Source organism: Pseudomonas sp. ASL7 (genome assembly GCF_056680375.1).
Map to the genome: position 1 here is coordinate 5,314,024 of NZ_CM155279.1, position 23,497 is coordinate 5,337,520.

Here is a 23,497-nt window from a genome sequence, read left to right on the forward strand (position 1 = left end):
CAATTCGCAGCATGAATAAACGGAATGATATCTCTCTTAAAGGTCGTTTGTTGGCTAACCTCTGGGGAGCTAAAACTACAGGTCTGATCAGCCGGATTAATCCGGCTGTACGTTTTCTGTTTTTTGCTTGAGGAGTGACCCCATGGTTGCCGCATTGCTTGATCGTCTAGGTGTGAACCCGGCCCTGTACCAGAACGGCAAAGTGCCGGTGCATTCGCCGATCGATGGCAGCCAGATCGCTGCTGTGAATTGGGAAGGCGCCGCTGAAGTCGAGCAGCACATCAGTCGCGCAGATCATGCGTTCGAACTGTGGCGCAAGGTCCCTGCACCACGCCGTGGCGAACTGGTGCGCCAGTTGGGCGATATTCTGCGCGAATACAAGGCTGATCTGGGCGAGCTGGTGTCCTGGGAAGCCGGCAAGATCACTCAGGAAGGCCTGGGTGAAGTGCAGGAAATGATCGATATCTGCGATTTCGCGGTCGGTTTGTCCCGTCAGTTGTACGGTTTGACCATCGCGTCCGAGCGCCCTGGCCACCACATGCGCGAAACCTGGCACCCGCTGGGCATCGTCGGCGTGATCAGCGCGTTCAACTTTCCGGTGGCGGTCTGGGCGTGGAACACCACGCTGGCGCTGGTCTGCGGCAACCCGGTGATCTGGAAACCGTCCGAGAAAACCCCGTTGACCGCCCTGGCGTGCCAGGCGCTGTTTGACCGCGTGCTGAAAAACTTCAGCGATGCGCCTGCGCATCTGAGCCAGGTGATTATCGGCGGTCGCGATGCTGGCGAAGCCCTGGTCGATGACCCGCGTGTCGCCTTGATCAGCGCCACCGGCAGCACCCGCATGGGCCGTGAAGTGGCGCCGAAAATCGCCGCACGTTTCGCGCGAAGCATTCTTGAGCTGGGCGGCAATAACGCGATGATCCTCGGCCCAAGCGCCGACCTGGACATGGCCGTTCGCGCCATTCTGTTCAGCGCCGTCGGCACCGCCGGCCAGCGCTGCACCACGCTGCGCCGCCTGATTGCTCATGAGTCGGTGAAGGAAGAGATCGTCACCCGGCTGAAAGCCGCTTATTCCAAAGTGCGCATCGGCAATCCGCTGGAAGGCAATCTGATCGGCCCGCTGATCGACAAACACAGCTTCGACAGCATGCAAGACGCCCTGGAACAAGCCTTGAGCGAAGGTGGCCGGGTGTTCGGCGGCAAGCGTCAGCTGGAAGACAAATACCCCAACGCTTACTACGTGTCGCCAGCCATCGTCGAAATGCCGGAGCAGAGCGACGTGGTGTGCCATGAAACGTTCGCGCCGATCCTGTACGTGGTCGGTTACAGCGATTTCGCCGAAGCCCTGCGCCTGAACAACGCCGTGCCTCAAGGCCTGTCGTCGTGCATCTTCACCACCGACGTGCGTGAAGCCGAGCAATTCATGTCGGCGGTCGGCAGCGACTGCGGCATCGCCAACGTCAACATCGGCCCGAGCGGTGCGGAAATCGGCGGTGCGTTTGGCGGTGAGAAAGAAACCGGCGGTGGTCGTGAGTCGGGCTCCGATGCATGGCGCGGCTACATGCGCCGTCAGACCAATACCGTGAACTACTCGCTGGAGCTGCCACTGGCTCAGGGTATTACGTTCGACTAATTGTAGGAGCGAGCTTGCTCGCGAAAAACGTCAGGACAACGCGTTTAAGCAGCAAGCACGCGTTATCGTTGGCGCCCATCGCGAGCAAGCTCGCTCCTACAAAATGGTGTGTTGGTTAGGTTTCTGTTGGAGTCTGGCAATGCCGTTACGCGAAGAGTGTCTGTGGGAAAAACTGACGCCGCAAAGGCCTGATAACGCGGCGCTCAAGGGTGAAGTCAAGGTTGATGTCTGCGTCATCGGCGCTGGTTTCACCGGGCTGTCGGCGGCGGTGCATCTGCTGGAGCAGGGCAAAACGGTGTGTGTGCTGGAAGCGCATCGCGCCGGTCATGGCGGTTCGGGGCGCAACGTCGGCCTGGTCAACGCCGGGATGTGGATTGCACCGGACGATATTGAAGCCGGTTTCGGCGAAGCGGTGGGCAGCCAGCTCAATCGCATGCTTGGCGCCGCGCCGTCCCTGGTGTTCAGCCTTGTGGACAAGTACAACATCGATTGCCAGTTGCGCCGCGAAGGCACGCTGCACATGGCGCACAACGCCCGTGGCGAAGCCGATCTGCGCAGTCGTGAAGAACAATGGAAACGTCGCGGGGCGCCGGTGGAGCTGCTGACGGGGAAAGCCTGCGAACAAGCGACCGGCACCCAAAAAATCGCTGCCGCCTTACTTGATCGACGTGCTGGCACCCTCAATCCGATGGCCTATACGACTGGGCTGGCCAAAGCGGCCATCGGCCTCGGCGGTCAGCTGTTCGATCATTCACCGGTGACCCGACTCGAACGTCAAGGCCAGCGCTGGTCGGTTCAGACGGCCCAGGGTTCGGTGCTGGCCGAGCAAGTGGTGATTGCCTCCAACGCCTACACAGAAGGCGACTGGACCGAGCTGCGACGCAATTTCTTCCCCGGTTATTACTATCAAGTGGCTTCGGTGCCGCTGACAGACGAGGCTGCACAACGAATCCTGCCCGGTGGACAGGGCTCCTGGGACACGCGTCAGGTACTCAGCAGCATTCGCCGGGACAAAGACGGTCGCCTGTTGCTCGGCAGTCTGGGTAATGGCAATCAGAAGCCGGCCTGGTTCCTCAAAGCCTGGGCCGACCGGGTTCAGAAGCACTACTTTCCGTACCTCAAACCCGTGGAGTGGGAGTGCACCTGGACCGGTTGCATCGCGTTTACTCCCGACCATTTGATGCGCCTGTTCGAACCGGCGCCCGGTTTAGTGGCAGTCACTGGTTACAACGGGCGGGGTGTAACGACGGGTACGGTCGTCGGCAAAGCCTTTGCCGATTATCTGTGTAACGGAAATCCTCAGGCGCTACCGATTCCCTTCGCCCCTATGCAGCCACTGGCCGGTGTGGGGTTGCGCAGTTGCTTATACGAAGCCGGGTTTTCGCTGTATCACGCAGGCCAGTGCTTGCGGATCGTTATTTGATTGTTGAATTTTGCAGTTGGGAGCGGCGTTTTTCGGCGCAGCGACTAGCCTGTGATGGTGCGAGTTGTAGCAGTTTCGCACCAGCAGTGTGCACTTCGGTGACGCACGTTGTTACAGGGTGGTTGCACGTCGTTTATCGCCGCGGTTGCAATGATGGCGCACGAGGGTTGCGCCTTCAAAAATAAATGGTTTCACCTTCAGCGGTTTAGACGGTTGCACGCCCAATAAAAATGGGAACGAAACAGTCGAAATAACAATAAAGCAGCGACTTTTTGAAGAATAAAAAACCGATGGCACGCCACTTGCTCTGCGCTTTGTAGCTGAATCAAAGCTTCCGCTGAAGTAGCTGTGCTAACTAAAAAAACCTCAGGAGCACCATCACATGTCGCAGACGTTCTACAGAAAGGGTTTTCTGGCACTGGCAGTCGCTAGTGCATTGGGTGTTTCTTCGTTTGTTCAGGCTGATGTCAAAATTGGTGTGGCAGGTCCGATGACCGGTCCTAGCGCTTCCTTCGGCTTGCAATACATGAAAGGCGCGCAAGCGGCGGCGGATGCAATCAACGCCAAGGGCGGCATCAACGGCGAAAAAATCGTACTGGTCCAGGGCGATGACGCCTGCGAACCGAAACAGGCTGTGGCTGTCGCGAACAAAATGGTGCAGGACAAGGTGATTGGCGTTGTCGGGCACTTCTGCTCGTCGTCGACCATCCCTGCTTCTGAGGTCTACTCCGACGCAGGCATCATCGCAATCACTCCGGGCTCTACCAACCCGGCGGTCACCGAGCGCGGCCTGCCTGCAATGATGCGTATGTGCGGGCGTGATGACCAGCAAGGTATCGTCGCGGCTAACTACATCGTCGACGTCCTGAAAGGCAAGAAAGTTGCCGTCATCAATGACAAAGACACCTACGGTAAAGGCCTGGCGGACGCGACAGCCAAGCAGTTGACCGCACGTGGCGTGAAACCGGTGCTTGAAGAAGGCCTGACCCGCGGCGAGAAAGATTTCAGCGCCCTGATCACCAAGGTCCGTTCGGTAGGGGCTGATGTCCTTTACTTCGGCGGCCTGCATCCGGAAGCCGGCCCACTGGTCCACCAGCTGCGTGAGCAAGGTCTGAAAGACGTCAAGTTCATGTCCGATGACGGCATCGTGACTGACGAAATGGTGACGACTGCCGGTGGTGCTCCATACGTCGACGGCGTGTACATGACCTTCGGCGCTGACCCGCGCCTGATTCCAGACAGCAAGGCTGTCGTGGAAACCTTCCGCAAGTCCGGTTACGAGCCTGAAGGCTACACCTTGTACGCCTACGCCTCGGTACAAGCCCTGGCGGCCGGCTTCAACGGTGCCAAGTCGAACAAAGGTGAAGACGCGGCTAAATGGCTGAAAGCGCACCCGGTGGAAACCGTGATGGGCAAGAAGGAATGGGATGGCAAGGGCGACCTGAAGATCTCCGACTACGTGGTTTACCAGTGGGATGCTGCGGGCAAATACCACCAGCTGGAAAAACAGAAGTGAGATAAGTGCATCGCCTGGCCTGCTTCTCTCGATAGTCGTCGGGGGGGCGCAGGCCCGGCTTGGGTCATGGGTTCTGCAATCATGCCGACCCGGTATTTTTCTTCTGAGCCACATGAAGCCGGTAAGGTGCGCCTCACAAGGGCTCATCGACACCGGGTTCGCGGTGGCCTCTCAAGTTAGTGAGAGTGCATGATGGACGGTATTTTCCTGCAACAAGTTATCAACGGTTTGACTCTTGGGTCGGTCTACGGCCTGATCGCCATCGGCTACACAATGGTCTACGGCATCATCGGCATGATCAACTTCGCCCATGGCGAGGTGTATATGATTTCCGCGTACCTCGCGGCGATCAGCCTGGCTCTGCTGTCCTACTTCGGTGTCGAATCCTTTCCGTTGTTGATCCTGGGTACTCTGCTGTTCACTGTCTTTGTGACCGGCGTGTATGGCTGGGTCATCGAACGCATCGCGTACAAACCGCTGCGCAACTCCACCCGACTGGCACCGCTGATCAGTGCTATCGGCGTTTCCCTGATCCTGCAGAACTACGCACAGATCGCTCAGGGTTCACGGCAGCAGGGTATTCCTACGCTGCTGAGCGGTGGGCTGAGATTCGATATCGGTACCGGTTTCGTGCAGATCACCTACACCAAGATCTTTATTCTGGTCGCAGCGTTTGTCGGGATGGCCCTGCTGACCTACATCATCAAGTACACCAAGTTGGGGCGCATGTGTCGTGCGACCCAACAAGACCGCAAGATGGCCTCGATCCTCGGGATCAATACCGACCGGGTGATTTCCTACGTGTTCATCATCGGTGCCGCCATGGCTGCGCTGGCCGGTGTCTTGATCACGGTGAACTACGGGACCTTCGATTTCTACGCAGGCTTCGTGATCGGCATCAAAGCCTTCACCGCTGCGGTGCTCGGCGGGATTGGTTCGCTGCCCGGCGCCATGCTCGGCGGGATCATTCTCGGGGTTTCCGAGTCGCTGTTTTCCGGCGTGATCAATTCTGACTACAAGGATGTCTTCAGCTTCTCGCTGCTGGTAATGATCCTGATCTTCCGTCCTCAAGGCCTGTTGGGTCGCCCACTCGTGGCGAAGGTATAAGTATGTCCGACGCTAATAACAAACCTATCGATATCAAAAAAAGCCTGATCGACACCGTTCTGGCCGGGTTGATTGCCTTGATTGTCTTCGGCCCGATCGTGGGCGTAGTGCTTGAAGGCTATAGCTACAACCTGCAGCCGACGCGTGTGGCCTGGATGGTCGGGGCGGTGATGATCGGGCGTTTTGCCTTGAGCCTGTTTTTGCAGACCCCCAAGGGCGTGAAGGTTCATCAAAGCTTTGAAGTCGTCGGCTCCGGCGTGCATGTGTTGGCGCCTGATTTCAAGTCGCGGCTGCGCTTCATTATCCCGGCTTTGATCGTGATCGCTATTGTGTTTCCGATCTTCGCCGACAAGTACCTGCTGACGGTGGTGATCCTGGGGCTGATCTACGTGTTGCTGGGCCTTGGCCTGAACATCGTGGTCGGTCTGGCAGGCCTGCTCGACTTGGGTTACGTGGCGTTCTATGCCATCGGCGCCTATGGCCTGGCACTGGGTTATCACTACCTTGGCCTGGGCTTCTGGACCGTGTTGCCGCTGTCGGCACTCATGGCGGCGCTGGCCGGCTGCATACTCGGCTTTCCCGTGTTACGCATGCACGGTGACTATCTGGCCATCGTGACCCTGGGCTTCGGTGAAATCATTCGCCTGATACTGACCAACTGGCTGTCCTTCACGGGTGGGCCTAACGGTATGCCGGTGCCATCACCGTCGTTCTTCGGTATCGAGTTCACGCGTGTGGCAAAGGATGGCGGGATACCCTTCCATGAATTCTTCGGGACCGAATACAACCCGAACGTAAAATTCATGTTCATCTACGGCGTGTTGTTCCTCATCGTGATGCTGGTGCTGTACATCAAGCATCGTCTGACTCGCATGCCGGTCGGGCGTGCCTGGGAGGCCTTGCGCGAAGATGAAATCGCCTGCCGTGCCATGGGCCTCAACCACGTTTTGGTCAAGCTGTCGGCCTTTACCCTGGGGGCTTCCACCGCCGGTCTGGCGGGTGTGTTTTTCGCCAGCTATCAAGGTTTCGTCAACCCGACCTCGTTCACGTTCTTCGAATCGGCCTTGATCCTCGCCATCGTCGTGCTCGGCGGCATGGGGTCGACCGTCGGTGTGGTGATCGCCGCATTCGTGCTGACGGTCGCCCCGGAACTGCTGCGCAGCTTCGCGGAATACCGCGTGTTGCTGTTCGGCATCCTCATGGTACTGATGATGATCTGGAAACCGCGCGGCCTGATTCGGATCAGCCGTACCGGTGTAACCCCACGTAAAGGTGCCTTGACTGAGAGGAGCGCGTCATGAGCGATGAAGTCATTCTCTCGGTAGACAACCTGATGATGCACTTTGGTGGCATCAAAGCCCTGAGCGACGTCAGCCTGAAGGTCAAACGCAACTCGATCTTCGCGTTGATCGGCCCCAACGGCGCAGGCAAGACTACCGTGTTCAACTGCCTGACCGGGTTTTACAAAGCCTCTGGCGGGCATATCGAACTCAATGCCCGCGGCCAGAAAACCAACGTCATCAAAATGCTCGGGGAACCGTTCAAGGCGACCGATTTCGTTTCGCCGAAAAGCTTCATCAGCCGGCTCCGCTACAAGATGTTCGGTGGCACGCACCTGATCAACCGTGCCGGCCTGGCGCGGACCTTCCAGAACATTCGCCTGTTCAGGGAAATGTCGGTGATCGAGAACCTGCTGGTGGCCCAGCACATGTGGGTCAACCGCAACTTGCTGTCCGGCATTCTCAACACCAAAGGCTACCGCAAGGCCGAAAGCGACGCTTTGGACCATGCCTTCTACTGGCTGGAGGTGGTCGATCTGGTGGACTGCGCCAACCGCCTGGCCGGTGAGCTTTCCTACGGCCAGCAGCGCCGCCTGGAAATTGCCCGGGCCATGTGCACCCGGCCCAAGATCATTTGCCTGGACGAACCGGCGGCGGGCCTCAACCCGCAGGAAACCGAGGCGCTCAGCGCGATGATTCGACATCTGCGTGACGACCACGACATTACGGTGGTGCTGATTGAACACGACATGGGCATGGTAATGAGCATTTCCGACCACATTGTGGTGCTGGACCACGGCAACGTGATCGCCGAGGGTGACCCTCAAGCGATCCGCAACGATCCGAAAGTGATTGCCGCCTACCTGGGTGCTGATGAAGAGGAGCTGGTATGAGTCAACCGATCCTCGAACTGAAAGAGATCGACGTGTTCTACGGGCAGATCCAGGCCCTGAAGAAAGTCTCGTTGCACATCAACGAAGGTGAAACCGTCAGCCTCATCGGCTCCAACGGCGCGGGTAAGTCGACGCTGTTGATGTCGATCTTTGGTCAGCCGCGTGCGGCGAACGGCGAGATCCTCTATCAGGGCGTAGACATCACTCACAAGACGTCCCATTACATCGCGTCCAACGGCATCGCTCAATCGCCGGAAGGGCGGCGGGTGTTCCCTGACATGACCGTCGAGGAAAACCTGCTGATGGGCACCATTCCTATCGGTGACAAATATGCCGCCGAGGACATGCAGCGCATGTTCGAGCTGTTTCCACGGCTCAAGGAACGACGTACCCAGCGGGCCATGACCATGTCCGGCGGTGAACAGCAAATGCTCGCCATCGCTCGGGCCTTGATGAGCCGGCCGAAACTGCTGTTGCTCGATGAGCCGAGCCTGGGCCTGGCACCGATCGTGGTGAAGCAGATCTTCGCCACCCTGCGGGAACTGGCAAGTACCGGGATGACCATCTTCCTGGTCGAGCAGAACGCCAACCACGCGTTGAAGCTGTCGGATCGGGCGTATGTGATGGTCAACGGCGAGATTCGTCTCACGGGCACCGGCAAGGAGCTGCTGGTCAACGATGAGGTGCGCAACGCTTATCTCGGCGGGCATTGATCTCCGCTGAAATACCCACAGCCTCGGCGCGCAATCGCCGGGGCTTTTTTCCATCTCCAATTCACCACAATCCCCTGTAGGAGCGAGCTTGCTCGCGAAGGTCTTCAGGACGACGCATTCATCCAGAATGCTCGCGTTATCGTGACGTCCATCGCGAGCAGGCTCGCTCCCACAGAAATTGTGGAAAACAATATTCACAAGCTCTGGAAGCGCGACATAAAGCCGCTGCAAATAGTTGTTTTGTCACGGTTTTGACTTGTCCCCGTTTGCTGTGGAGCTGGCTGTGAATAACGTGGGAGTAGCTGGCTGGACGCCTTTTAAACCGTGGCTTGCAGGGTTGTGGTTGTTTTTTGATCAGGCGTTTTTACGCGGCCGGGAGGCGGCTTTGTCAACCTTTTTGTTGACGGTAAAAACGCACTGAAAGAGGGGGTGTCAGCCTGTGGATAAGTCTGTGGTTAAACTCTGGAAAGACTCGGCTGAAGGCCGTAGTTACTGGCCCGCCGCCATCGCAGGTTTGGCCGGAAATCCGCGCAGACTTCCTCAGGCAACACACGCAACAGTCGAGGGTCAAGCAAAAAAATTTGTAATCTGCCCGTAAAGCCTTGTCCACAGCGGGTTTCAGCTTTTGCACTTGCCCCCGGAATGTGTGGATGGGGCTGTGGATAAGGTGCGTGTAGTTGGCTACAAGCCACAGTCGGCATGGCGCTGACGGAACTGATCGTTTTTTGTACAGTGTACATGAAGGAATGTTCATTTTCGCGGTTTTGGGTTCAGTTACTCTGCGCGCTTTGGCGCCCCCGAATGGGCGCTCGTCAATTGACGACATGGAGCCATAGCATGATCGATAGTCCCGCCTTTGCTCCTGTCGAGCCCGTCAGCCCGATGCGTCGGTTGTTCAAGCGAATGGGCTACGATCTGGCCGTGATGGACCTCGGTGGGCGAGGGCTCGCACTGATTGGCGGGCTGCTTTTACTGGCCTGGATCAGCTCCGGCATCTACAAGGTTGAGCCGGATGAGCAGGGCATTGTGCTGCGCTTCGGGCGTTGGCAGCAGACTGCCGAATCAGGGCTGCACTATCACTTGCCCTATCCTGTCGAAACCGTCCTGTTACCCAAAATCACTCAGGTCAATCAGCTGCAACTGGGCACCAATACCAGTGTGCAGAGCGCTGCGAGCAATGGCGCGCGCGACAAGCAGATGCTCACCGGTGACGAGAACATCGTCGAAGCCGATTGCACGGTATTCTGGCGGATCAAGGACGCGCGACTGTACCTGTTTAAAATCAGCGACCCGGAGCGCTCGGTGAAACTGGCGGCCGAAAGCGCGCTGCGCGAGGTGATCGGGCGTACCCCGATTCAGTCGGTGATGTCCGACAAGCGTGCGCAGATCGCTGATGAAACCCGGGACTTGCTGCAGCAATTGCTGGACCGTGAGCAGGCCGGGATTTTGGTCACCCAGGTACAACTGCAACGGGTCGATCCGCCGCCACAGGTGATCGATGCGTTCAACGATGTGCAGCGGGCCCGCGCCGACCAGGAGCGCGCTCGCAACGAAGCCGAAGCCTATGCCAATGACGTGATTCCCCGCGCCCGTGGCGACGCGGCGCGTATCACTCAGGATGCCGAAGCTTACCAGGCACAAGTCGGCAACCTGGCCGAGGGCGAGGCCAAGCGGTTTCTTTCTGTTTACAACAGCTACGTGCAATCCAAAGACGTCACTGCCTGGCGCCTGTACATGGAAAGCATGGATGAGGTCCTGAAAAAGGCTTCCAAAGTCATCATCGACTCCTCCGGCAAGGGCATGTCCGGGGTCGTGCCGTACATGCCGCTGAGCGAGCCCGGCAAGCCGCTGCAAAAGGACGCCCGACCATGAACCGCACCTTCAAACGACTGGCCATGGTTATCGCCGCACTCGCGCTCTGGGCATTGGTCGCGTCGGCCTATGTCGTCGATGAATCACAGCAGGCACTGATCATCCGCTTTGGCGCACCGATGGGCGTTGCCGGGGAGCCGGGGCTCAAGTTCAAGGTGCCGTTCAGCGACTCCATTGTGTTTTACGACAGCCGTCTGCAAACCCTGGCATCACCGGCCGAACAAGTGATTCTCGGCGACCAGAAGCGTATCGAGGTCGAGACCTATACGCGTTTTCGCATCAGCGACCCACTGCGGTTTTATCAGGCGGTCGGAACCCTCGATCAAGCTAATGCGCAGCTGACGCAAATGGTCAGTTCCTCGCTGCGGCGTGAGTTGGGCGAAATATCACTGCGTTCGCTGTTGTCACCGGCCCGTCAGCAGGAAGTCGCGATCATCGAGAAAGACGTGGCCGACAAAGCCCGCGCACTCGGCATCGACGTGACGGAGGTGCGTCTGCACCGTGCCGATCTGCCGCTGGAGGCCAGTCAGGCGATTTACGACCGGATGAAATCCGAGCGCCAACGCGAGGCCAAGGAGCTGCGTGCGCAAGGGTTTGAATGGGCGCAGCAGATCCAGGCCAAGGCCGATCGGGATCGCACGGTGTTGTTGTCCGAGGTCCAGCGCCAGTCGGCAATCACTCATGGTGAAGCGGATGCGGCGGCCAACCAGATTCTCTCGGCAGCGTTTAGCAAAGACCCGGAATTCTACAAGCTGTACAGGTCGTTGCAGACCTACCGTCAGGCGCTGTCTGACAGTCAGCCGATGCTGGTACTGACACCGGATGCGGAGTTTCTCAAGCAGTTTCGGAACGGGCCGGCAACGACCAGCGGCAAGTAGCGATGACGATGAGTGACCTTCCAGTAGACCGCCAGGCATTCAGGCAACGCCTGACCCGGCTGCTCGCGACTATGGGGCCCGGGCTGGTGGTGATGATGGCCGACACTGAAGCTGGCAGCGTGATTACCGCTGCGCAAAGTGGCGCGCAGTGGGGGTATCGCTTGTTGCTCCTGCAGTTTCTGCTGGTGCCATTGATGTTCATGGCTCAGGAGCTGACAGTGCGGCTGGGCTTGTGCACCGGCAAAGGCTATGTGGAACTGGTTCGTCAGCGCTTTGGCCGGGCGCTGGCCATGATCACTGCAATCGTTTTGCTGCTCAGTTGTTTTGGCGCGCTGGTGACGCAAATGAGCGGGCTGGTCGGGGCAGGCAGTCTGTTCGGTATACCGGGCTGGCTGATTTTGCTGATGCTCGTGGTGTTCATCCTCGCCATGGTGCTGACTGGCTCATACCGTTCGGTCGAACGCGTGACCCTTGCGGTGGGTTTGTTTGGCCTGGCGTTTCTGGTGATGGCGGTCAAGGCGCAGCCTAATGTTCAGCAGATACTGCACGACATTGTCCGGATGCCACTCAATAACCCTGATTACCTGTATCTGGTGGCAGCCAACCTTGGCACCAGTGTGATGCCCTGGACGGTGTTTTATCAGCAATCGGCGTTGATCGATAAAGGCCTGGGTGCCGAGCATTTGCCGCTGGCGCGCATCGACACGCTGATCGGTGCGGTGTTTTGCCAGGTGCTGACAGCCGCCATCGTCATCGCTGCCGCCGCCACCCTTGGCGGGCACGGCGCGGGGCTTGAGAGCATCGCTCAGATCGGCGAAGCCTTTGGTGCGCTGATCGGGTCGACCTGGGGCGAGGCGGTGTTCGCCATCGGGCTGGCCGGTGGTGCTTTGGTGGCTACCATCGTGGTCTGTCTGAGCGCGGTCTGGTCGGTGGGCGAGGCACTGGGAGTGCGTCATTCGCTGGAGCAGCACCCGCTGGACGCGCCATGGTTCTACGGCCCCTTTGCGCTGCTGCTGATCGGCGGCGCGCTGCTGGTGGCGTCTGGCGTGAACCTGATCCGCCTGTCGATCGCGGTCGGGGTGCTCAACGCATTGTTGATCCCCATCATCCTGCTGTTTTTGTTCTTGCTGGCGCGCAGTGTGTTGCCGCCCGAACATCGCCTGCGCGGACGTTACGCGCTGGCGGTTGCTGTCATTTTCGCGCTGACCTCGGGGCTCGGGCTGTACGCCGGGTTGAGCGGCTCGCTGGGATGATGTACCGATGACGCAGTTTTTTGTCAGGAAACCGCTCGATGTTATTTGACGGTGCGCTGCACGCGCTGAGTATGGTTTTTGAGGTGTTCCTGCTGGACTTGATCCTGTCGGGCGACAACGCGTTGGTGATCGCCATGGCCTGTCGCGGGTTACCACCGGAACAGCTGCGCCGGGCCGTGTTGATAGGCACCAGTGGCGCGATCGTCCTGCGGGCCTTGCTGACCACGCTGGCCGGCTGGTTGCTGCTGGTGCCGTGGCTCAAGTTGATCGGCGCGGTACTGTTGCTGGTGATTGCCATACGGCTGCTGACCGAGGAAGAATCAGACGAAGAGGGCAGTTCGTCGGTCGGTTCGCCGCAGACGTTGGGTGGTGTGGTGGTCACGGTGCTGACCGCCGACTTGATCATGAGCATGGACAACGTGGTCGGATTGGCGGCGGTGGCCCAGGGCAGTGTCTTTTATCTGGTGCTGGGGCTGCTGTTGAGCGTACCGCTGCTGATGTTTGGCAGCCTGCAGATTTCCCGGTTGTTGCAGCGTCAGCCGTTGCTTGTGTCAATCGGCGCGGCACTGCTGGGCTATGTTGCGGGGGACATTGCGGTCTCTGATCCGGTGGTGGTGGGCTGGGTCAATAGCCAGTCGCCTGCGCTCAATCAAGTGGTGCCCTTGCTGTGTGCGGTGTATGTGGTCCTTCAGGCTCGTATCATTGTTCGGCAGCGTGCGCGGTTGCCCAAACCGGCAGTCATGCAGCGGGTTGCGCGTGCGGTCCCGTTTCAGGAGCCAGTCAGCGAGCCGGTTACGTTGTCTGAGGTGATACCCGAGGTCGTACTGACCGCATTGCCTGTGCCTGCGACTGAGGCGTCCAGTGATGACCCGGCACCGCGCCTGTTCGGCGACTACAACGGGCTGGTAACGGTGTTGGCGGGGCTTACCGGTATTTTCGTGATCAGTGCTGCGTTATATAGCCTGGTGGGTGGATTGTCGGGTGGTCTGCTGCCCACACCGCAAAAGGATTATGCGTATGTCTGCACTGGGGCGAGCACTACCCTTTACTATCGACCCGGCGGCAGCTCGATCAGGCTGGTCACGGGCGGCGGTGAAGCCACCGGTTATGTGAGGTACAAGTCAATCCTCTGGCAGAATCCGCAAAGCGCTCTCAAGGAACTGCACCTGACGCCCCCCAGCGAGGTCGAGAAGACCAGCGCCACGGTGGTCACCCTCAATGGCGGCAGCTTCTCGCAGATCCAGTGCGCGCGCAGTCAATGATGTGAGCATTGATGTCCCGGTTGCCGCTGCGCGCCGCGCCGGGCATGCTGCCAGTTGATTGTCTATCTCAATGGCTGCCTGCCAGCCCAACCCAGGAGAACACGATGTCCAACACTCTGTTTATTACCGGCGCGACGTCCGGTTTTGGTGAAGCCTGTGCCCGTCGTTTTGCCGAGGCCGGCTGGAAACTAGTGCTGACAGGTCGTCGTGAAGAGCGTCTGAATGCCCTGTGCGCCGAATTGTCGAAGCAGACCGAGGTCCATGGCCTGGTGCTCGACGTGCGTGATCGCAAAGCCATGGAAGAGGCGATTGCCAATCTGCCGCCTTCGTTTGCCAAACTGCGCGGGCTGATCAACAACGCCGGCCTGGCTCTGGGTGTCGACCCGGCGCCGAAGTGCAATCTGGATGATTGGGACACCATGGTCGACACCAACATCAAAGGCCTGATGTACAGCACTCGTCTGTTGTTGCCGCGCCTGATCGCCCACGGTCGTGGTGCTGGCATCGTCAACCTGGGTTCCATCGCCGGCAACTACCCGTACCCGGGCAGCCATGTGTATGGCGCGAGCAAAGCGTTCGTCAAACAGTTCTCCCTGAACCTGCGCTGCGACCTGCAAGGCACGGGCGTGCGGGTGAGCAACATCGAGCCGGGCCTGTGCGAGAGCGAGTTTTCGCTGGTGCGTTTCGCCGGTGACCAGGAGCGTTACAACGCGACCTACGCCGGTGCCGAGCCGATCCAGCCGCAAGACATCGCTGACACCATTTTCTGGGTGCTCAATGCGCCGGCACACATCAACATCAACAGCCTGGAGCTGATGCCCGTGAGCCAGACCTGGAGCGGGTTTGCCATTGAGCGCAATGGTGGCAAGGCGTAAAGACCGAGTAACGGCCATTCGCGAGCAGGCTCGCTCCCACATTTGATCTCTGTTGCTCACTCGTAAGAGAAGATCGACTGTGGGAGCGAGCCTGCTCGCGAAGGGGACCGAACAGTCAGCCGAGATATTCGGCCAGCCCGCGATAGCAGGTTGCCAAGTGATAAGGCGTGGTCGACGGCATGTCCTGACGGCTGACTTCACCCTTCTCGTCGCGACACTCATACCAGCCGCGTGCATGCAGCGAGTGCTGATGCAGCGCCCGCAGTTGGCGCAACACCGAGGTCTCGCTGTCCGGGCGCAACGTCAGTGCGCGCAAGTATTCAGCCTGAGCCCAGATTCGCTGAGTGGCATCTCGTGGGCTGCCGCCCGGTTCGAGGTCCAGCATCGCCTGCACGGCGCCAGTAGCGGTGTCGACGCCCAGTTGCTCGGTGTACGAAAACGCACGTTCCAGCGACGCATGCAGTCTCGAACCGCGCAGCAGTGGCGAAGACTCCAGCAGGAAATACCACTCGAACTGATGCCCCGGTTCAAACCAGTTATCCAAAGCTCCCAGCGGTTTCTCCATCAGCACACCGTGTTGCGGATCGATAAATCGCGTGTGCATGGCTGTGCATAACTCGACGAGTGCGTCTTTTACCGCGAGGTCTTCGCGGACCGACAGCGTGGCGAGGAAGGCTTCAGCCAAGTGCATCAGGGGATTCTGCAGCGGCCCGGACTTCAGCGACGACCAGTCACGCTCAAGGCTCGCTTCGTACAGGCCGTCGCCTGTGGCGAAACGCTGCGCGATCACTTGAAGTGCCGCGTTGAGCACTGATTCCACCAGCGGTTCGCGCACCTTGTCCCAGTAATGAGCGCAGGCGAACAGGATGAAAGCATGGGTGTAGAGGTCTTTGCGCTGATCCAGCGGCGCCCCCTGCGGGTCGATGCTGTAGAACCAGCCGCCATGCTCGGCGTCGTGGAAATGCTGCTGCAAGGAACGGAACAATGCCGCGGCGCGCTCCTCGGCGGCTGGCACCTGGCCAATCAGACTGGAAAACACGTACAGCTGCCGCGCGCAGGCCATGGCCCGGTAGCGTTGCGGCGGCAAGGGTTGATGCCGGGCGTCCAGCGCCTCATAGGGCAACGCCATTTGCGCATTCCAGCCGGGGCCCTGCCAGAGTGGCACGATCACGTCCTGGAAGTGCTGTTGCACCGAGGCAAACAGCGCGGTCAATTCTGGCTGGGAGGCGGAGCGGGAAACATGCGGCATTGGCTGGCGTCGTCACGGCAGGGGCGATTGCGCGACATGTTATCAGGCCTGAGAGTTGCGGTGTCTGTCAGACCGCTATCGCGAGCAAGCTCGCTCCCACAGTGGATTTGTGTACGCAGCACCCATGTGGGAGCGAGCTTGCTCGCGATGAGGCCACTGCAAGCAATGCAAAATCAGCCCGCCAACAACCAGGCACCCGTCGCCGCGGAAACCGCACCGGCCACACGAATCAGCGGTGCGGCAGCTTGAGGTAGAACACGCACCACGCCATAACCGAACCCATGCAAGGCCGCCGTCGCTATGACAAAACCCGCTGCGTACGCCCAAGGGTTCGACAAAACGGGCAACTCCAGGCCATGCGCCACCCCATGGAACAGCGCAAACAGCGCCGTGGCCCCGACCGCTACGCCAATCGGCGGACGCACCGCCAACGCCACCGCCAGGCCCAATGCCAATGCCGACGCCGCAATCACGCCTTCCAGTGCCGGCAGGTTCAACCCTTCAAACCCCAGCAAGCCGCCGATCAGCAGGGCCCCAACGAATGTGCACGGCAGGGCCCAGCGCGCCGCGCCTTGCTGTTGTGCCGCCCACAAACCAACGGCGACCATCGCCAGCAAGTGATCGAGGCCACCGATCGGGTGGCTGATGCCGGCGATCAAGCCATTGTCGCCATGGCCCGGGTGGGCGAAGGCGATGGCCGGGGTCAGCAGGAGCGCCAAGGCGCCCAGGATGCGTTTCAGTGTCATGGATTAAGCTTCCTTGTTGATAAGTCGTGATCAGGTGGCGGTCAGCAGGCCCTGGCGCTCGATGAAGGCGATGATTGCTTCCAGGCCGAGGCCGGTTTTCTGGTTGCTGAAGACAAACGGCTTGCCGTTGCGCATGCGCGTGGTGTCGCTGTCCATCAGCTCCAGCGAGGCACCCACCAATGGCGCGAGGTCGACCTTGTTGATCACCAGCAGGTCAGACTTGCAGATTCCCGGCCCACCCTTGCGCGGCAGCTTGTCGCCGGCCGAGACGTCGATCACGTAAATGGTCAGGTCGGACAGTTCCGGGCTGAAGGTTGCGGACAGGTTATCGCCACCGGACTCCACCAGAATCAGGTCCAGCCCCGGAAAGCGGCGGTTCAGTTGGTCCACGGCTTCGAGGTTGATCGAGGCGTCTTCGCGGATGGCCGTGTGTGGGCAGCCGCCGGTTTCCACGCCGATGATCCGTTCCGGGGCCAGGGCTTCGTTGCGCACCAGAAAGTCGGCGTCTTCGCGGGTATAGATGTCGTTGGTGACCACCGCCAGGTTGTAGCGGTCGCGCAGGGCCAGGCACAGCGCCAGGGTCAGGGCGGTTTTGCCGGAACCGACCGGGCCGCCGATGCCGACGCGCAGAGGTTGTGTGTTCATGTGATTCTCCAAAATAACAGGCCCTAGGAACGGAACAGACGACTGTACTGGCGCTCATGGGCCATGCATGCCAGGGACAGGCCGAAAGCGGCGCTGCCAGTGTGTTCGGGGTTGATCAGGGTGGCGTTCTGCTGGGCTTGCTGAAGTAGCGGTAACAGTTCGCTGGTCAGGCGTTGCGCGGCTTGTTGGCCCAACGGCAGGGTTTTCATCAACACGGCCAATTGGTTTTCCAGCCAGCTCCAGAGCCACGCAGCCAGCGCGTCCTGGGGGCTGATGTACCACGCGCGAGCGGCCAGCGCCCAGCCAAGGGCCAGGTGCGGCTGCGGGCATTGTTCGAGGAAGGCGCGGGCCGGTGCGTCGAGTTCCGGCAAGCCGTTGAGCAATTGCTGCAGCGAATAACCCATCTGGCGGCTCTCCTGATGCAACTCGCGTGTTTCCCGGCTGGCGCGGTGTTCTTCGCAGTGTTGCAGCAACTCGCCCCAGTTTTCCTCTGCAGCCGCTATGCAATGGGCAAGCAGTAGTGGCGCTTCGAAGCGTGCCAGGTTCAGCAACAGTTGATCGCTGATCCAGCGTTTTGCGCTGTCGGCATCGTTGACGCGACCGTTATCCACAGCCCTTTCCAGGCCCTGGGAATAGCTGTAGCCACCAATCGGCAGCTGCGGGCTGGCCAGGCGCAGCAGCGCCCAGGCCGGGTTCATGACCGCACGCCAAACTGATGCAGTTTCGGCGGGTAGTTGAAGTCTTCGTCGCCATGCCGCGAATGGTGATGGCCCCCGCCATAAGCGCCATGTTCGGGCTGGAATGGGGCTTCAATGTTCTCGACCTTGGCATCCAGTTGTTCGAGCATGGCCTTGAGCACGTAATCGTCGAGCAGGCGCAACCAGCCGTCACCGATTTGCAGGGCCACGTGGCGATTACCCAAGTGATAGGCGGCGCGGGTCAGTTCGAAGGCATTGGCGCAGGTGACGTGCAGCAGGTTTTCGGGGCGGGCGCAGACTCGGACGACCCGCCCATCTTCAGCCTGCAGGCATTCGCCGTCATACAGCGGTGGTTGGCCGCGCTCCAAAAACAACCCGACGTCTTCGCCTTCGGCACTGAAACAGCGCAAACGGCTTTTGCTCCGAGCTTCGAAGGTCAGGTGCAACTCGGCGGCCCAGACAGGTTGGGGGTCGATTCTGCGGTGAATCACCAGCATCGGAAAGCTTCCAGCAATGGACAGTAGTCAGGCTAGAGCAAGGGGCTTGCCAATCGGGTGAAGTGTAGGAAATGCCCGACAGAAGCGTAGGGCACGATTCAGTGCGTCGAGGATTTTGATTGAATTTGGTGCGAGGATTTTCCAGGTGCACTCATTTGAGGCGGTATGGCTTTTCTGTGGGAGCGAGCTTGCTCGCGATAGCGTCGGCACATCCAACATTAATTTGACTGATCCACCACAATCGCGAGCAAGCTCGCTCCCACAGGGGGCGGTGGTTATTCGGTGCTGCCCAGACCTTGCCAATGCTTCAACCCGATAAAGATAAAGCGCAACTGCTGAGTAATCTTCGCCTGAGGCGTCAGATGCTCCGGCAATGCCTCGGCGGGTGGGTCGATAATGTCCGGCAACGTGGCGAACACACTTTTAACGATCAGGTCAGCCATGACGCTCAGGCCGGCGATGTCCAGGTGTTGCAGTTTCGGCATCAGCGACAGGTCGGCCGCGAGGTCCGAGCTGATGTCTTCGCGCAATCGGCCGATGGCCTGGCGCACGGGCAGCGAACCGCCGTACTGCTCACGGGCCAGAAACAGAAATTGCGAGCGATTGGCCGACACCACGTCGAGAAAGATTCGCACCGAGGCATCGATGATGCCGCCCATGACGAACTCGTTGTGGCGCACCAGGCGGATGGTTTCACGGAAGGTCTGACCGACTTCGCTCACCAACACCAGACCCAGTTCATCCATATCGGCGAAATGCCGGTAGAAACCGGTCGGTACGATCCCGGCGGTTTTCGCGACTTCGCGCAGGCTCAGGCTGCCGAATCCTCGGCCGCATTCCATCAAGTGGCGGGCAGCGTCCATCAGGGCGTTACGGGTCTGTTGTTTCTGTTCGGCGCGGGGCAGCATCGCAAGAGTGATTTCTGGACAAGACAGCGGCGCACTCTAGCAAATCGGCTTTGCCGGCGTCGAACGACTATAGGGGGATCAGCGGGGGAAGTACGGCGTCTATTAAGACGCAAGCTTTAAAATCAAAAGCCCAATCCAGGGATTGGGCTTTTTTTCAGGGCGACCATGGCCTTAGCTCAAAGCGCTGTTGCGTTCGATTACACGGTCACCACCACCTTCAGCAAGGGTCTGGCCTTGTGGAGTGCGGTCGCTACCGTCAGCGGCAAGGGTCTGGCCTTGTGGAGTGCGGTCGCTACCGTCAGCGGCAAGGGTCTGGCCTTGTGGGGTGCGGTCGCTACCGTCAGCGGCAAGGGTCTGGCCTTGTGGAGTGCGGTCGCTACCGTCAGCGGCAAGGGTCTGGCCTTGTGGAGTGCGGTCGCTACCGTCAGCGGCAAGGGTCTGGCCTTGTGGAGTGCGGTCGCTACCGTCAGCGGCAAGGGTCTGGCCTTGTGGAGTGCGGTCGCTACCGTCAGCGGCAAGGGTCTGGCCTTGTGGAGTGCGGTCGCTACCGTCAGCGGCAAGGGTCTGGCCTTGTGGAGTGCGGTCGCTACCGTCAGCGGCAAGGGTCTGGCCTTGTGGGGTGCGGTCGCTACCGTCAGCGGCAAGGGTCTGGCCTTGTGGAGTGCGGTCGCTACCATCAGCGGCAAGGGTCTGGCCTTGTGGAGTGCGGTCGCTACCATCAGCGGCGACGGTTTGGCTGAACACCACGTGGGTTGATTTTACTTGTGGGGTTGCCTGGTCTGCAGCTGGCAGGGCAAAAGCAGTGCTGGCCAGCATCGAGAGGGTAAGGCTAAGCAGTAATTGGCGTTTCATGATTTGGGTGCTCCGTAGGAGGGCGATAAAGTGGGTACGAGGTCAATGCTACTCCCGATAAGTCGATATAAAAGTTCATAAACGCAATGTTAATAATCAACGGAATTGATTGTTCCGCGAAACGGCTCTAGGACGGGTGTTTCCGGCGGTCGTTTTTGCACCGGAGTGGGTATTTTCGACTCACGTTCGCCTTTCCGATGTGCGGGCTCGGTAACGTTGGATGAGGGGAGATGCGGTGGCCTACCGTCTATTTGCGTACCTATCGGTCTTTCGATTAAACCTGCGGGCCATTTTTCAGTCGTAGATTCCATGGCAGGCCGGTTCTGGCCTAACGTTTCACACGTGCGTCGCAGTCAGGGCGCTCAGTCGTATCTGGAGTTCTGTGCAATGACGCGCACTCTTAAAGTTTTTGCTTGGACCTTCGCCAGCCTTATCGTCTTGCTGGCCGTACTGGTTCTGATCATCGTGTTCTTCGATTGGAATCGGATCAAACCGCCCCTCAATGCCAAAGTGTCCGAAGAGTTGCACCGCCCGTTTGCCATCAACGGCAGCCTGACGGTGGTCTGGCTGCGCGAACTCGACGAGGGGGGCTGGCGGGCCTGGGTGCCGTGGCCGCATGTGGTGGCGGAGGAGCTGAGCCTGGGCAACCCGGATTGGTCGAAACAGCCGCAGATGGTCACCCTCAAGCGCGTCGAGTTGCGTATCTCGCCCCTGGCCTTGCTGGCGCAGCGCGTAGTGATCCCGCGTATCGATCTCACCGAACCCAATGCAAACTTGCAACGCTTGGCCGACGGCCGCGCCAACTGGACGTTCAAGTTCGATCCCAAGGACCCGAATGCCGAACCTTCCAGGTGGGTGGTGGACATCGGTGCGATCGGCTTCGACAAGGGGCACGTCACCCTCGACGACCAGCGCCTGAAGACTCAGCTCGACCTGATTGTCGATCCGCTGGGCAAGCCGATTCCGTTCAGTGAGATCGTCGGCGACAAAGCCGCGAAAGCCGCGCTGGAGAAGGGCGCCGCGCCCCAGGACTACGCGTTCGCGTTGAAGGTCAAAGGCCAGTACCACGACCAGAAACTCGCGGGCGAAGGCAAGATCGGTGGCCTGCTGGCGTTGCAGGACGCCGCCAGGCCGTTTCCGCTCCAGGCTCAGGTGACGATCGCCGAAACCCATGTCGAACTGGCCGGTACCCTGACCGATCCGCTGAACCTCGGCGCGTTGGACTTGCAGTTAAAACTGGCCGGTACCAGCCTCGGCAATCTCTATCCGCTGATCGGCGTAACCTTGCCGGACACGCCGCCTTATGCCACCGACGGTCACTTGATTGCCAAGTTGCACGAGGCGGGTGGCGCGGTCTATCGCTATGAAGAGTTCAACGGCAAGATCGGCCAGAGCGACATCCATGGGAGCCTGGCCTACGTCGCCAGCCAACCACGGCCGAAACTCAGCGGCTCGCTGGTTTCCAATCAATTGCTGTTTGCCGACCTGGCGCCCTTGATCGGCGCCGACTCGAATGCCAAGCAAAAAGCCCGTGGCGGTGAAAGCAAGCAGCCGACGGACAAGGTGTTACCGGTAGAGGAATTCAAAACCGAGCGCTGGCGCGATATGGACGCCGACATCGAATTCACCGGCAAGCGCATCGTCCACAGCGAAAAACTGCCGTTCAATGACCTTTATACCCACGTGGTGCTCACCGATGGCGTGCTCAGCTTCGAACCCCTTCGTTTTGGCGTGGCGGGCGGCAATCTGGATGCGCAGATTCACCTGAACGGTCATGCCGATCCTTTGGAAGGGAAGGCCAAGCTCACCGCGCGCGGCTTCAAGCTCAAGCAGTTGTTCCCGACCTTTGAACCGATGAAAACCAGTTTCGGCGAGCTAAACGGCGATGCCGATATCACCGGTCGCGGTAACTCGGTGGCCAAACTGTTGGGCACTGCCAATGGCAATCTGAAGATGCTGATCAATAATGGCGCCATCAGCCGTGAGTTGATGGAGCTGGCCGGGCTCAACGTCGGCAACTACGTGGTCGGCAGGATCTTTGGTGACAAGGAAGTGAAGATCAATTGCGCGGCCGCCGACCTTGATATCAAGGCTGGGCTGGTGGCCACACGTTTGTTCGTCTTCGATACCGAGAACGCAATCGTTTATATCGATGGCACGGCGAACATGGCCACCGAACAGCTGGACCTGACGATCACGCCGGAATCCAAAGGCTGGCGGCTGATCTCGTTGCGTTCGCCGCTGTATGTGCGAGGCAAGTTCATCAAGCCGGATGCCGGCGTGAAAACCGTGCCGCTGATGTTGCGCGGGGCCGGGATGGTGGCGTTGGGCGTGATTGCCGCACCCGCGGCGGGGTTGCTGGCGCTGGTCGCGCCAAGCGGTGGCGAACCGAATCAGTGTGCGCCGTTGCTGGAACAGATGAAGGCGGGCAAGGCGCCAGTGACTGTTAAAGCCACCAAATAATCTGCGGCGATTGTGACGACGCCATCGCGAGCAAGCTCGCTCCCACATTTATCCTGTAAACACAGGTCCATTGTGGGAGCGAGCCTGCTCGCGAAGGCGGTCTTACAGTTGCTACAGATCTTTCAGGATGTCGGCCATGTCATCCGCATGCTCTTCTTCCTGAGCCAGGATGTCTTCGAAGATACGTCGGGTGGTCGGGTCCTTTTCACCGATGTACTGAATGATCTCGCGGTAACTGTCGATGGCAATCCGCTCGGCGACCAGGTCTTCGTAGACCATCTCTTTGAGGTTATTGCCGGCCACGTATTGGGCGTGGGAGTTTTTTGACAGCAGGTCAGGGTTGAACTCCGGTTCACCGCCCAGTTGCACGATGCGTTCGGCCAGTCGGTCGGCGTGCTCGGCTTCCTGGTTCGCGTGTTCGAGAAATTCCTCGGCGGCAACGTGGGCTTTCACGCCGTTCGCCATGAAGTAGTGGCGCTTGTAGCGCAACACACAGACCAGTTCGGTGGCCAGCGATTCGTTGAGCAGGCGCAGCACTTCTTCGCGGTCGGCGCTGTAGCTTTCGGTCACCGCCCCGTTCTCGACGTTCTGGCGGGCCCGTGCTCGCAGAGTGGTTACATCAGACAAATGCATGTCGCTCATCTCAATCTCCTGGAGGCTTATCCGATTGGCGTCACCCTCTGTAGAAGTGATCGCTACGTAAGGTGTGAGTGATGAGCGCGGCGAAAAGTTTT

Annotated in this window: 20 protein-coding genes and 1 pseudogene; 13 read left to right on the plus strand and 8 right to left on the minus strand. The window is 59.5% G+C overall.

The window, feature by feature from the left end:
* The first annotated feature begins 142 nt into the window (after positions 1–142).
* From amaB to AC1MDT_RS24610, 12 genes are all read left to right on the plus strand, one after another.
* Entirely contained in the window at positions 143–1,633 is a 1,491-nt protein-coding gene (gene amaB, locus AC1MDT_RS24555) for an L-piperidine-6-carboxylate dehydrogenase (RefSeq protein WP_480419342.1), read from the plus strand.
* Positions 1,634–1,772: 139 nt separating this feature from the next.
* Positions 1,773–3,056 (plus strand): L-pipecolate oxidase, encoded by a 1,284-nt coding sequence (gene amaA, locus AC1MDT_RS24560; protein WP_480419343.1) that lies wholly within the window; start codon positions 1,773–1,775, stop codon positions 3,054–3,056.
* A 382-nt stretch (positions 3,057–3,438) separates the two neighbouring features.
* The gene (locus tag AC1MDT_RS24565; RefSeq protein WP_480419344.1) at positions 3,439–4,572 is read left to right on the plus strand and encodes a branched-chain amino acid ABC transporter substrate-binding protein; all 1,134 of its coding nucleotides are present in this window, start codon (positions 3,439–3,441) and stop codon (positions 4,570–4,572) included.
* 192 nt (positions 4,573–4,764) lie between these two features.
* Positions 4,765–5,679, plus strand: a complete 915-nt coding sequence (locus AC1MDT_RS24570) for an ABC transporter permease subunit (protein WP_201116463.1) — start codon at positions 4,765–4,767, stop codon at positions 5,677–5,679.
* Positions 5,680–5,681: 2 nt separating this feature from the next.
* Positions 5,682–6,980 (plus strand): high-affinity branched-chain amino acid ABC transporter permease LivM, encoded by a 1,299-nt coding sequence (gene livM / locus AC1MDT_RS24575; protein WP_480419345.1) that lies wholly within the window; start codon positions 5,682–5,684, stop codon positions 6,978–6,980.
* A complete protein-coding gene (locus AC1MDT_RS24580) occupies positions 6,977–7,852 on the plus strand; it encodes an ABC transporter ATP-binding protein (RefSeq protein WP_480419346.1) in 876 nt (291 codons plus the stop codon). Before livM ends, AC1MDT_RS24580 begins: the two co-directional genes overlap by 4 nt.
* Positions 7,849–8,565, plus strand: a complete 717-nt coding sequence (locus AC1MDT_RS24585; RefSeq protein WP_480419347.1) for an ABC transporter ATP-binding protein — start codon at positions 7,849–7,851, stop codon at positions 8,563–8,565. Before AC1MDT_RS24580 ends, AC1MDT_RS24585 begins: the two co-directional genes overlap by 4 nt.
* An 837-nt stretch (positions 8,566–9,402) precedes the next feature.
* Positions 9,403–10,437: an FtsH protease activity modulator HflK gene (gene hflK, locus AC1MDT_RS24590; RefSeq protein WP_480419348.1), complete on the plus strand. Its 1,035-nt coding sequence runs from the start codon at positions 9,403–9,405 to the stop codon at positions 10,435–10,437.
* The gene (gene hflC, locus AC1MDT_RS24595) at positions 10,434–11,315 is read left to right on the plus strand and encodes a protease modulator HflC (RefSeq protein ID WP_480419349.1); all 882 of its coding nucleotides are present in this window, start codon (positions 10,434–10,436) and stop codon (positions 11,313–11,315) included. Before hflK ends, hflC begins: the two co-directional genes overlap by 4 nt.
* Before the next feature lie 8 nt (positions 11,316–11,323).
* Positions 11,324–12,568, plus strand: a complete 1,245-nt coding sequence (locus AC1MDT_RS24600; protein WP_480419350.1) for an NRAMP family divalent metal transporter — start codon at positions 11,324–11,326, stop codon at positions 12,566–12,568.
* A gap of 38 nt (positions 12,569–12,606) precedes the next feature.
* Positions 12,607–13,830, plus strand: coding sequence for a TerC family protein (locus AC1MDT_RS24605; protein WP_480419351.1), 1,224 nt, complete (start codon positions 12,607–12,609; stop codon positions 13,828–13,830).
* 104 nt (positions 13,831–13,934) lie between these two features.
* On the plus strand, positions 13,935–14,705 hold the full coding sequence (locus tag AC1MDT_RS24610) for an SDR family oxidoreductase (protein WP_480419352.1): 771 nt from the start codon (positions 13,935–13,937) through the stop codon (positions 14,703–14,705).
* Positions 14,706–14,820: 115 nt separating this feature from the next.
* Here the strand turns inward: AC1MDT_RS24610 and AC1MDT_RS24615 are convergent, their stop codons facing one another.
* The 7 genes and pseudogenes from AC1MDT_RS24615 to AC1MDT_RS24645 form a co-directional block, all read right to left on the minus strand.
* A complete protein-coding gene (locus AC1MDT_RS24615; RefSeq protein ID WP_480419353.1) occupies positions 14,821–15,954 on the minus strand; it encodes an AGE family epimerase/isomerase in 1,134 nt (377 codons plus the stop codon).
* Positions 15,955–16,127: 173 nt separating this feature from the next.
* Positions 16,128–16,700 carry a HupE/UreJ family protein gene (locus AC1MDT_RS24620; RefSeq protein WP_480419354.1) on the minus strand — a complete coding sequence of 191 codons (573 nt, stop codon included), beginning with the start codon at positions 16,698–16,700 and terminating at the stop codon, positions 16,128–16,130.
* Positions 16,701–16,730: 30 nt separating this feature from the next.
* Entirely contained in the window at positions 16,731–17,345 is a 615-nt protein-coding gene (ureG, locus tag AC1MDT_RS24625; protein WP_414908912.1) for an urease accessory protein UreG, read from the minus strand.
* A 23-nt stretch (positions 17,346–17,368) separates the two neighbouring features.
* Positions 17,369–18,043, minus strand: coding sequence for an urease accessory protein UreF (locus AC1MDT_RS24630; protein WP_480419355.1), 675 nt, complete (start codon positions 18,041–18,043; stop codon positions 17,369–17,371).
* A complete protein-coding gene (ureE, locus tag AC1MDT_RS24635) occupies positions 18,040–18,540 on the minus strand; it encodes an urease accessory protein UreE (protein ID WP_480419356.1) in 501 nt (166 codons plus the stop codon). The genes AC1MDT_RS24630 and ureE overlap by 4 nt, the downstream gene beginning before the upstream one ends.
* 275 nt (positions 18,541–18,815) lie before the next feature.
* Complete coding sequence (locus AC1MDT_RS24640) at positions 18,816–19,448, minus strand: TetR family transcriptional regulator (RefSeq protein ID WP_010464134.1); 633 nt, start codon at positions 19,446–19,448, stop codon at positions 18,816–18,818.
* A gap of 411 nt (positions 19,449–19,859) precedes the next feature.
* Positions 19,860–20,300 (minus strand): annotated as a pseudogene (locus tag AC1MDT_RS24645) (hypothetical protein); the annotation flags it as partial.
* Positions 20,301–20,687: 387 nt separating this feature from the next.
* Between AC1MDT_RS24645 and AC1MDT_RS24650 the strand changes: the two are divergent.
* Complete coding sequence (locus AC1MDT_RS24650; RefSeq protein ID WP_480419357.1) at positions 20,688–22,763, plus strand: AsmA family protein; 2,076 nt, start codon at positions 20,688–20,690, stop codon at positions 22,761–22,763.
* A 111-nt stretch (positions 22,764–22,874) separates the two neighbouring features.
* Here the strand turns inward: AC1MDT_RS24650 and AC1MDT_RS24655 are convergent, their stop codons facing one another.
* A complete protein-coding gene (locus AC1MDT_RS24655) occupies positions 22,875–23,405 on the minus strand; it encodes a ferritin-like domain-containing protein (RefSeq protein ID WP_480419358.1) in 531 nt (176 codons plus the stop codon).
* Positions 23,406–23,497: the final 92 nt, after the last annotated feature.

Coding starts and splice junctions, on each gene's coding strand:
- livM (WP_480419345.1), top strand. CDS start 5,682: ATGTCCGACGCTAATAACAAACCTATCGATATCAAAAAAAGCCTGATC.
- AC1MDT_RS24620 (WP_480419354.1), bottom strand. CDS start 16,700: ATGACACTGAAACGCATCCTGGGCGCCTTGGCGCTCCTGCTGACCCCG.
- ureE (WP_480419356.1), bottom strand. CDS start 18,540: ATGCTGGTGATTCACCGCAGAATCGACCCCCAACCTGTCTGGGCCGCC.
- AC1MDT_RS24640 (WP_010464134.1), bottom strand. CDS start 19,448: ATGCTGCCCCGCGCCGAACAGAAACAACAGACCCGTAACGCCCTGATG.
- AC1MDT_RS24615 (WP_480419353.1), bottom strand. CDS start 15,954: ATGCCGCATGTTTCCCGCTCCGCCTCCCAGCCAGAATTGACCGCGCTG.
- AC1MDT_RS24585 (WP_480419347.1), top strand. CDS start 7,849: ATGAGTCAACCGATCCTCGAACTGAAAGAGATCGACGTGTTCTACGGG.
- AC1MDT_RS24565 (WP_480419344.1), top strand. CDS start 3,439: ATGTCGCAGACGTTCTACAGAAAGGGTTTTCTGGCACTGGCAGTCGCT.
- hflC (WP_480419349.1), top strand. CDS start 10,434: ATGAACCGCACCTTCAAACGACTGGCCATGGTTATCGCCGCACTCGCG.
- AC1MDT_RS24655 (WP_480419358.1), bottom strand. CDS start 23,405: ATGAGCGACATGCATTTGTCTGATGTAACCACTCTGCGAGCACGGGCC.
- AC1MDT_RS24630 (WP_480419355.1), bottom strand. CDS start 18,043: ATGAACCCGGCCTGGGCGCTGCTGCGCCTGGCCAGCCCGCAGCTGCCG.
- AC1MDT_RS24610 (WP_480419352.1), top strand. CDS start 13,935: ATGTCCAACACTCTGTTTATTACCGGCGCGACGTCCGGTTTTGGTGAA.
- AC1MDT_RS24650 (WP_480419357.1), top strand. CDS start 20,688: ATGACGCGCACTCTTAAAGTTTTTGCTTGGACCTTCGCCAGCCTTATC.
- hflK (WP_480419348.1), top strand. CDS start 9,403: ATGATCGATAGTCCCGCCTTTGCTCCTGTCGAGCCCGTCAGCCCGATG.
- amaA (WP_480419343.1), top strand. CDS start 1,773: ATGCCGTTACGCGAAGAGTGTCTGTGGGAAAAACTGACGCCGCAAAGG.
- AC1MDT_RS24605 (WP_480419351.1), top strand. CDS start 12,607: ATGTTATTTGACGGTGCGCTGCACGCGCTGAGTATGGTTTTTGAGGTG.
- amaB (WP_480419342.1), top strand. CDS start 143: ATGGTTGCCGCATTGCTTGATCGTCTAGGTGTGAACCCGGCCCTGTAC.
- ureG (WP_414908912.1), bottom strand. CDS start 17,345: ATGAACACACAACCTCTGCGCGTCGGCATCGGCGGCCCGGTCGGTTCC.
- AC1MDT_RS24580 (WP_480419346.1), top strand. CDS start 6,977: ATGAGCGATGAAGTCATTCTCTCGGTAGACAACCTGATGATGCACTTT.
- AC1MDT_RS24570 (WP_201116463.1), top strand. CDS start 4,765: ATGGACGGTATTTTCCTGCAACAAGTTATCAACGGTTTGACTCTTGGG.
- AC1MDT_RS24600 (WP_480419350.1), top strand. CDS start 11,324: ATGAGTGACCTTCCAGTAGACCGCCAGGCATTCAGGCAACGCCTGACC.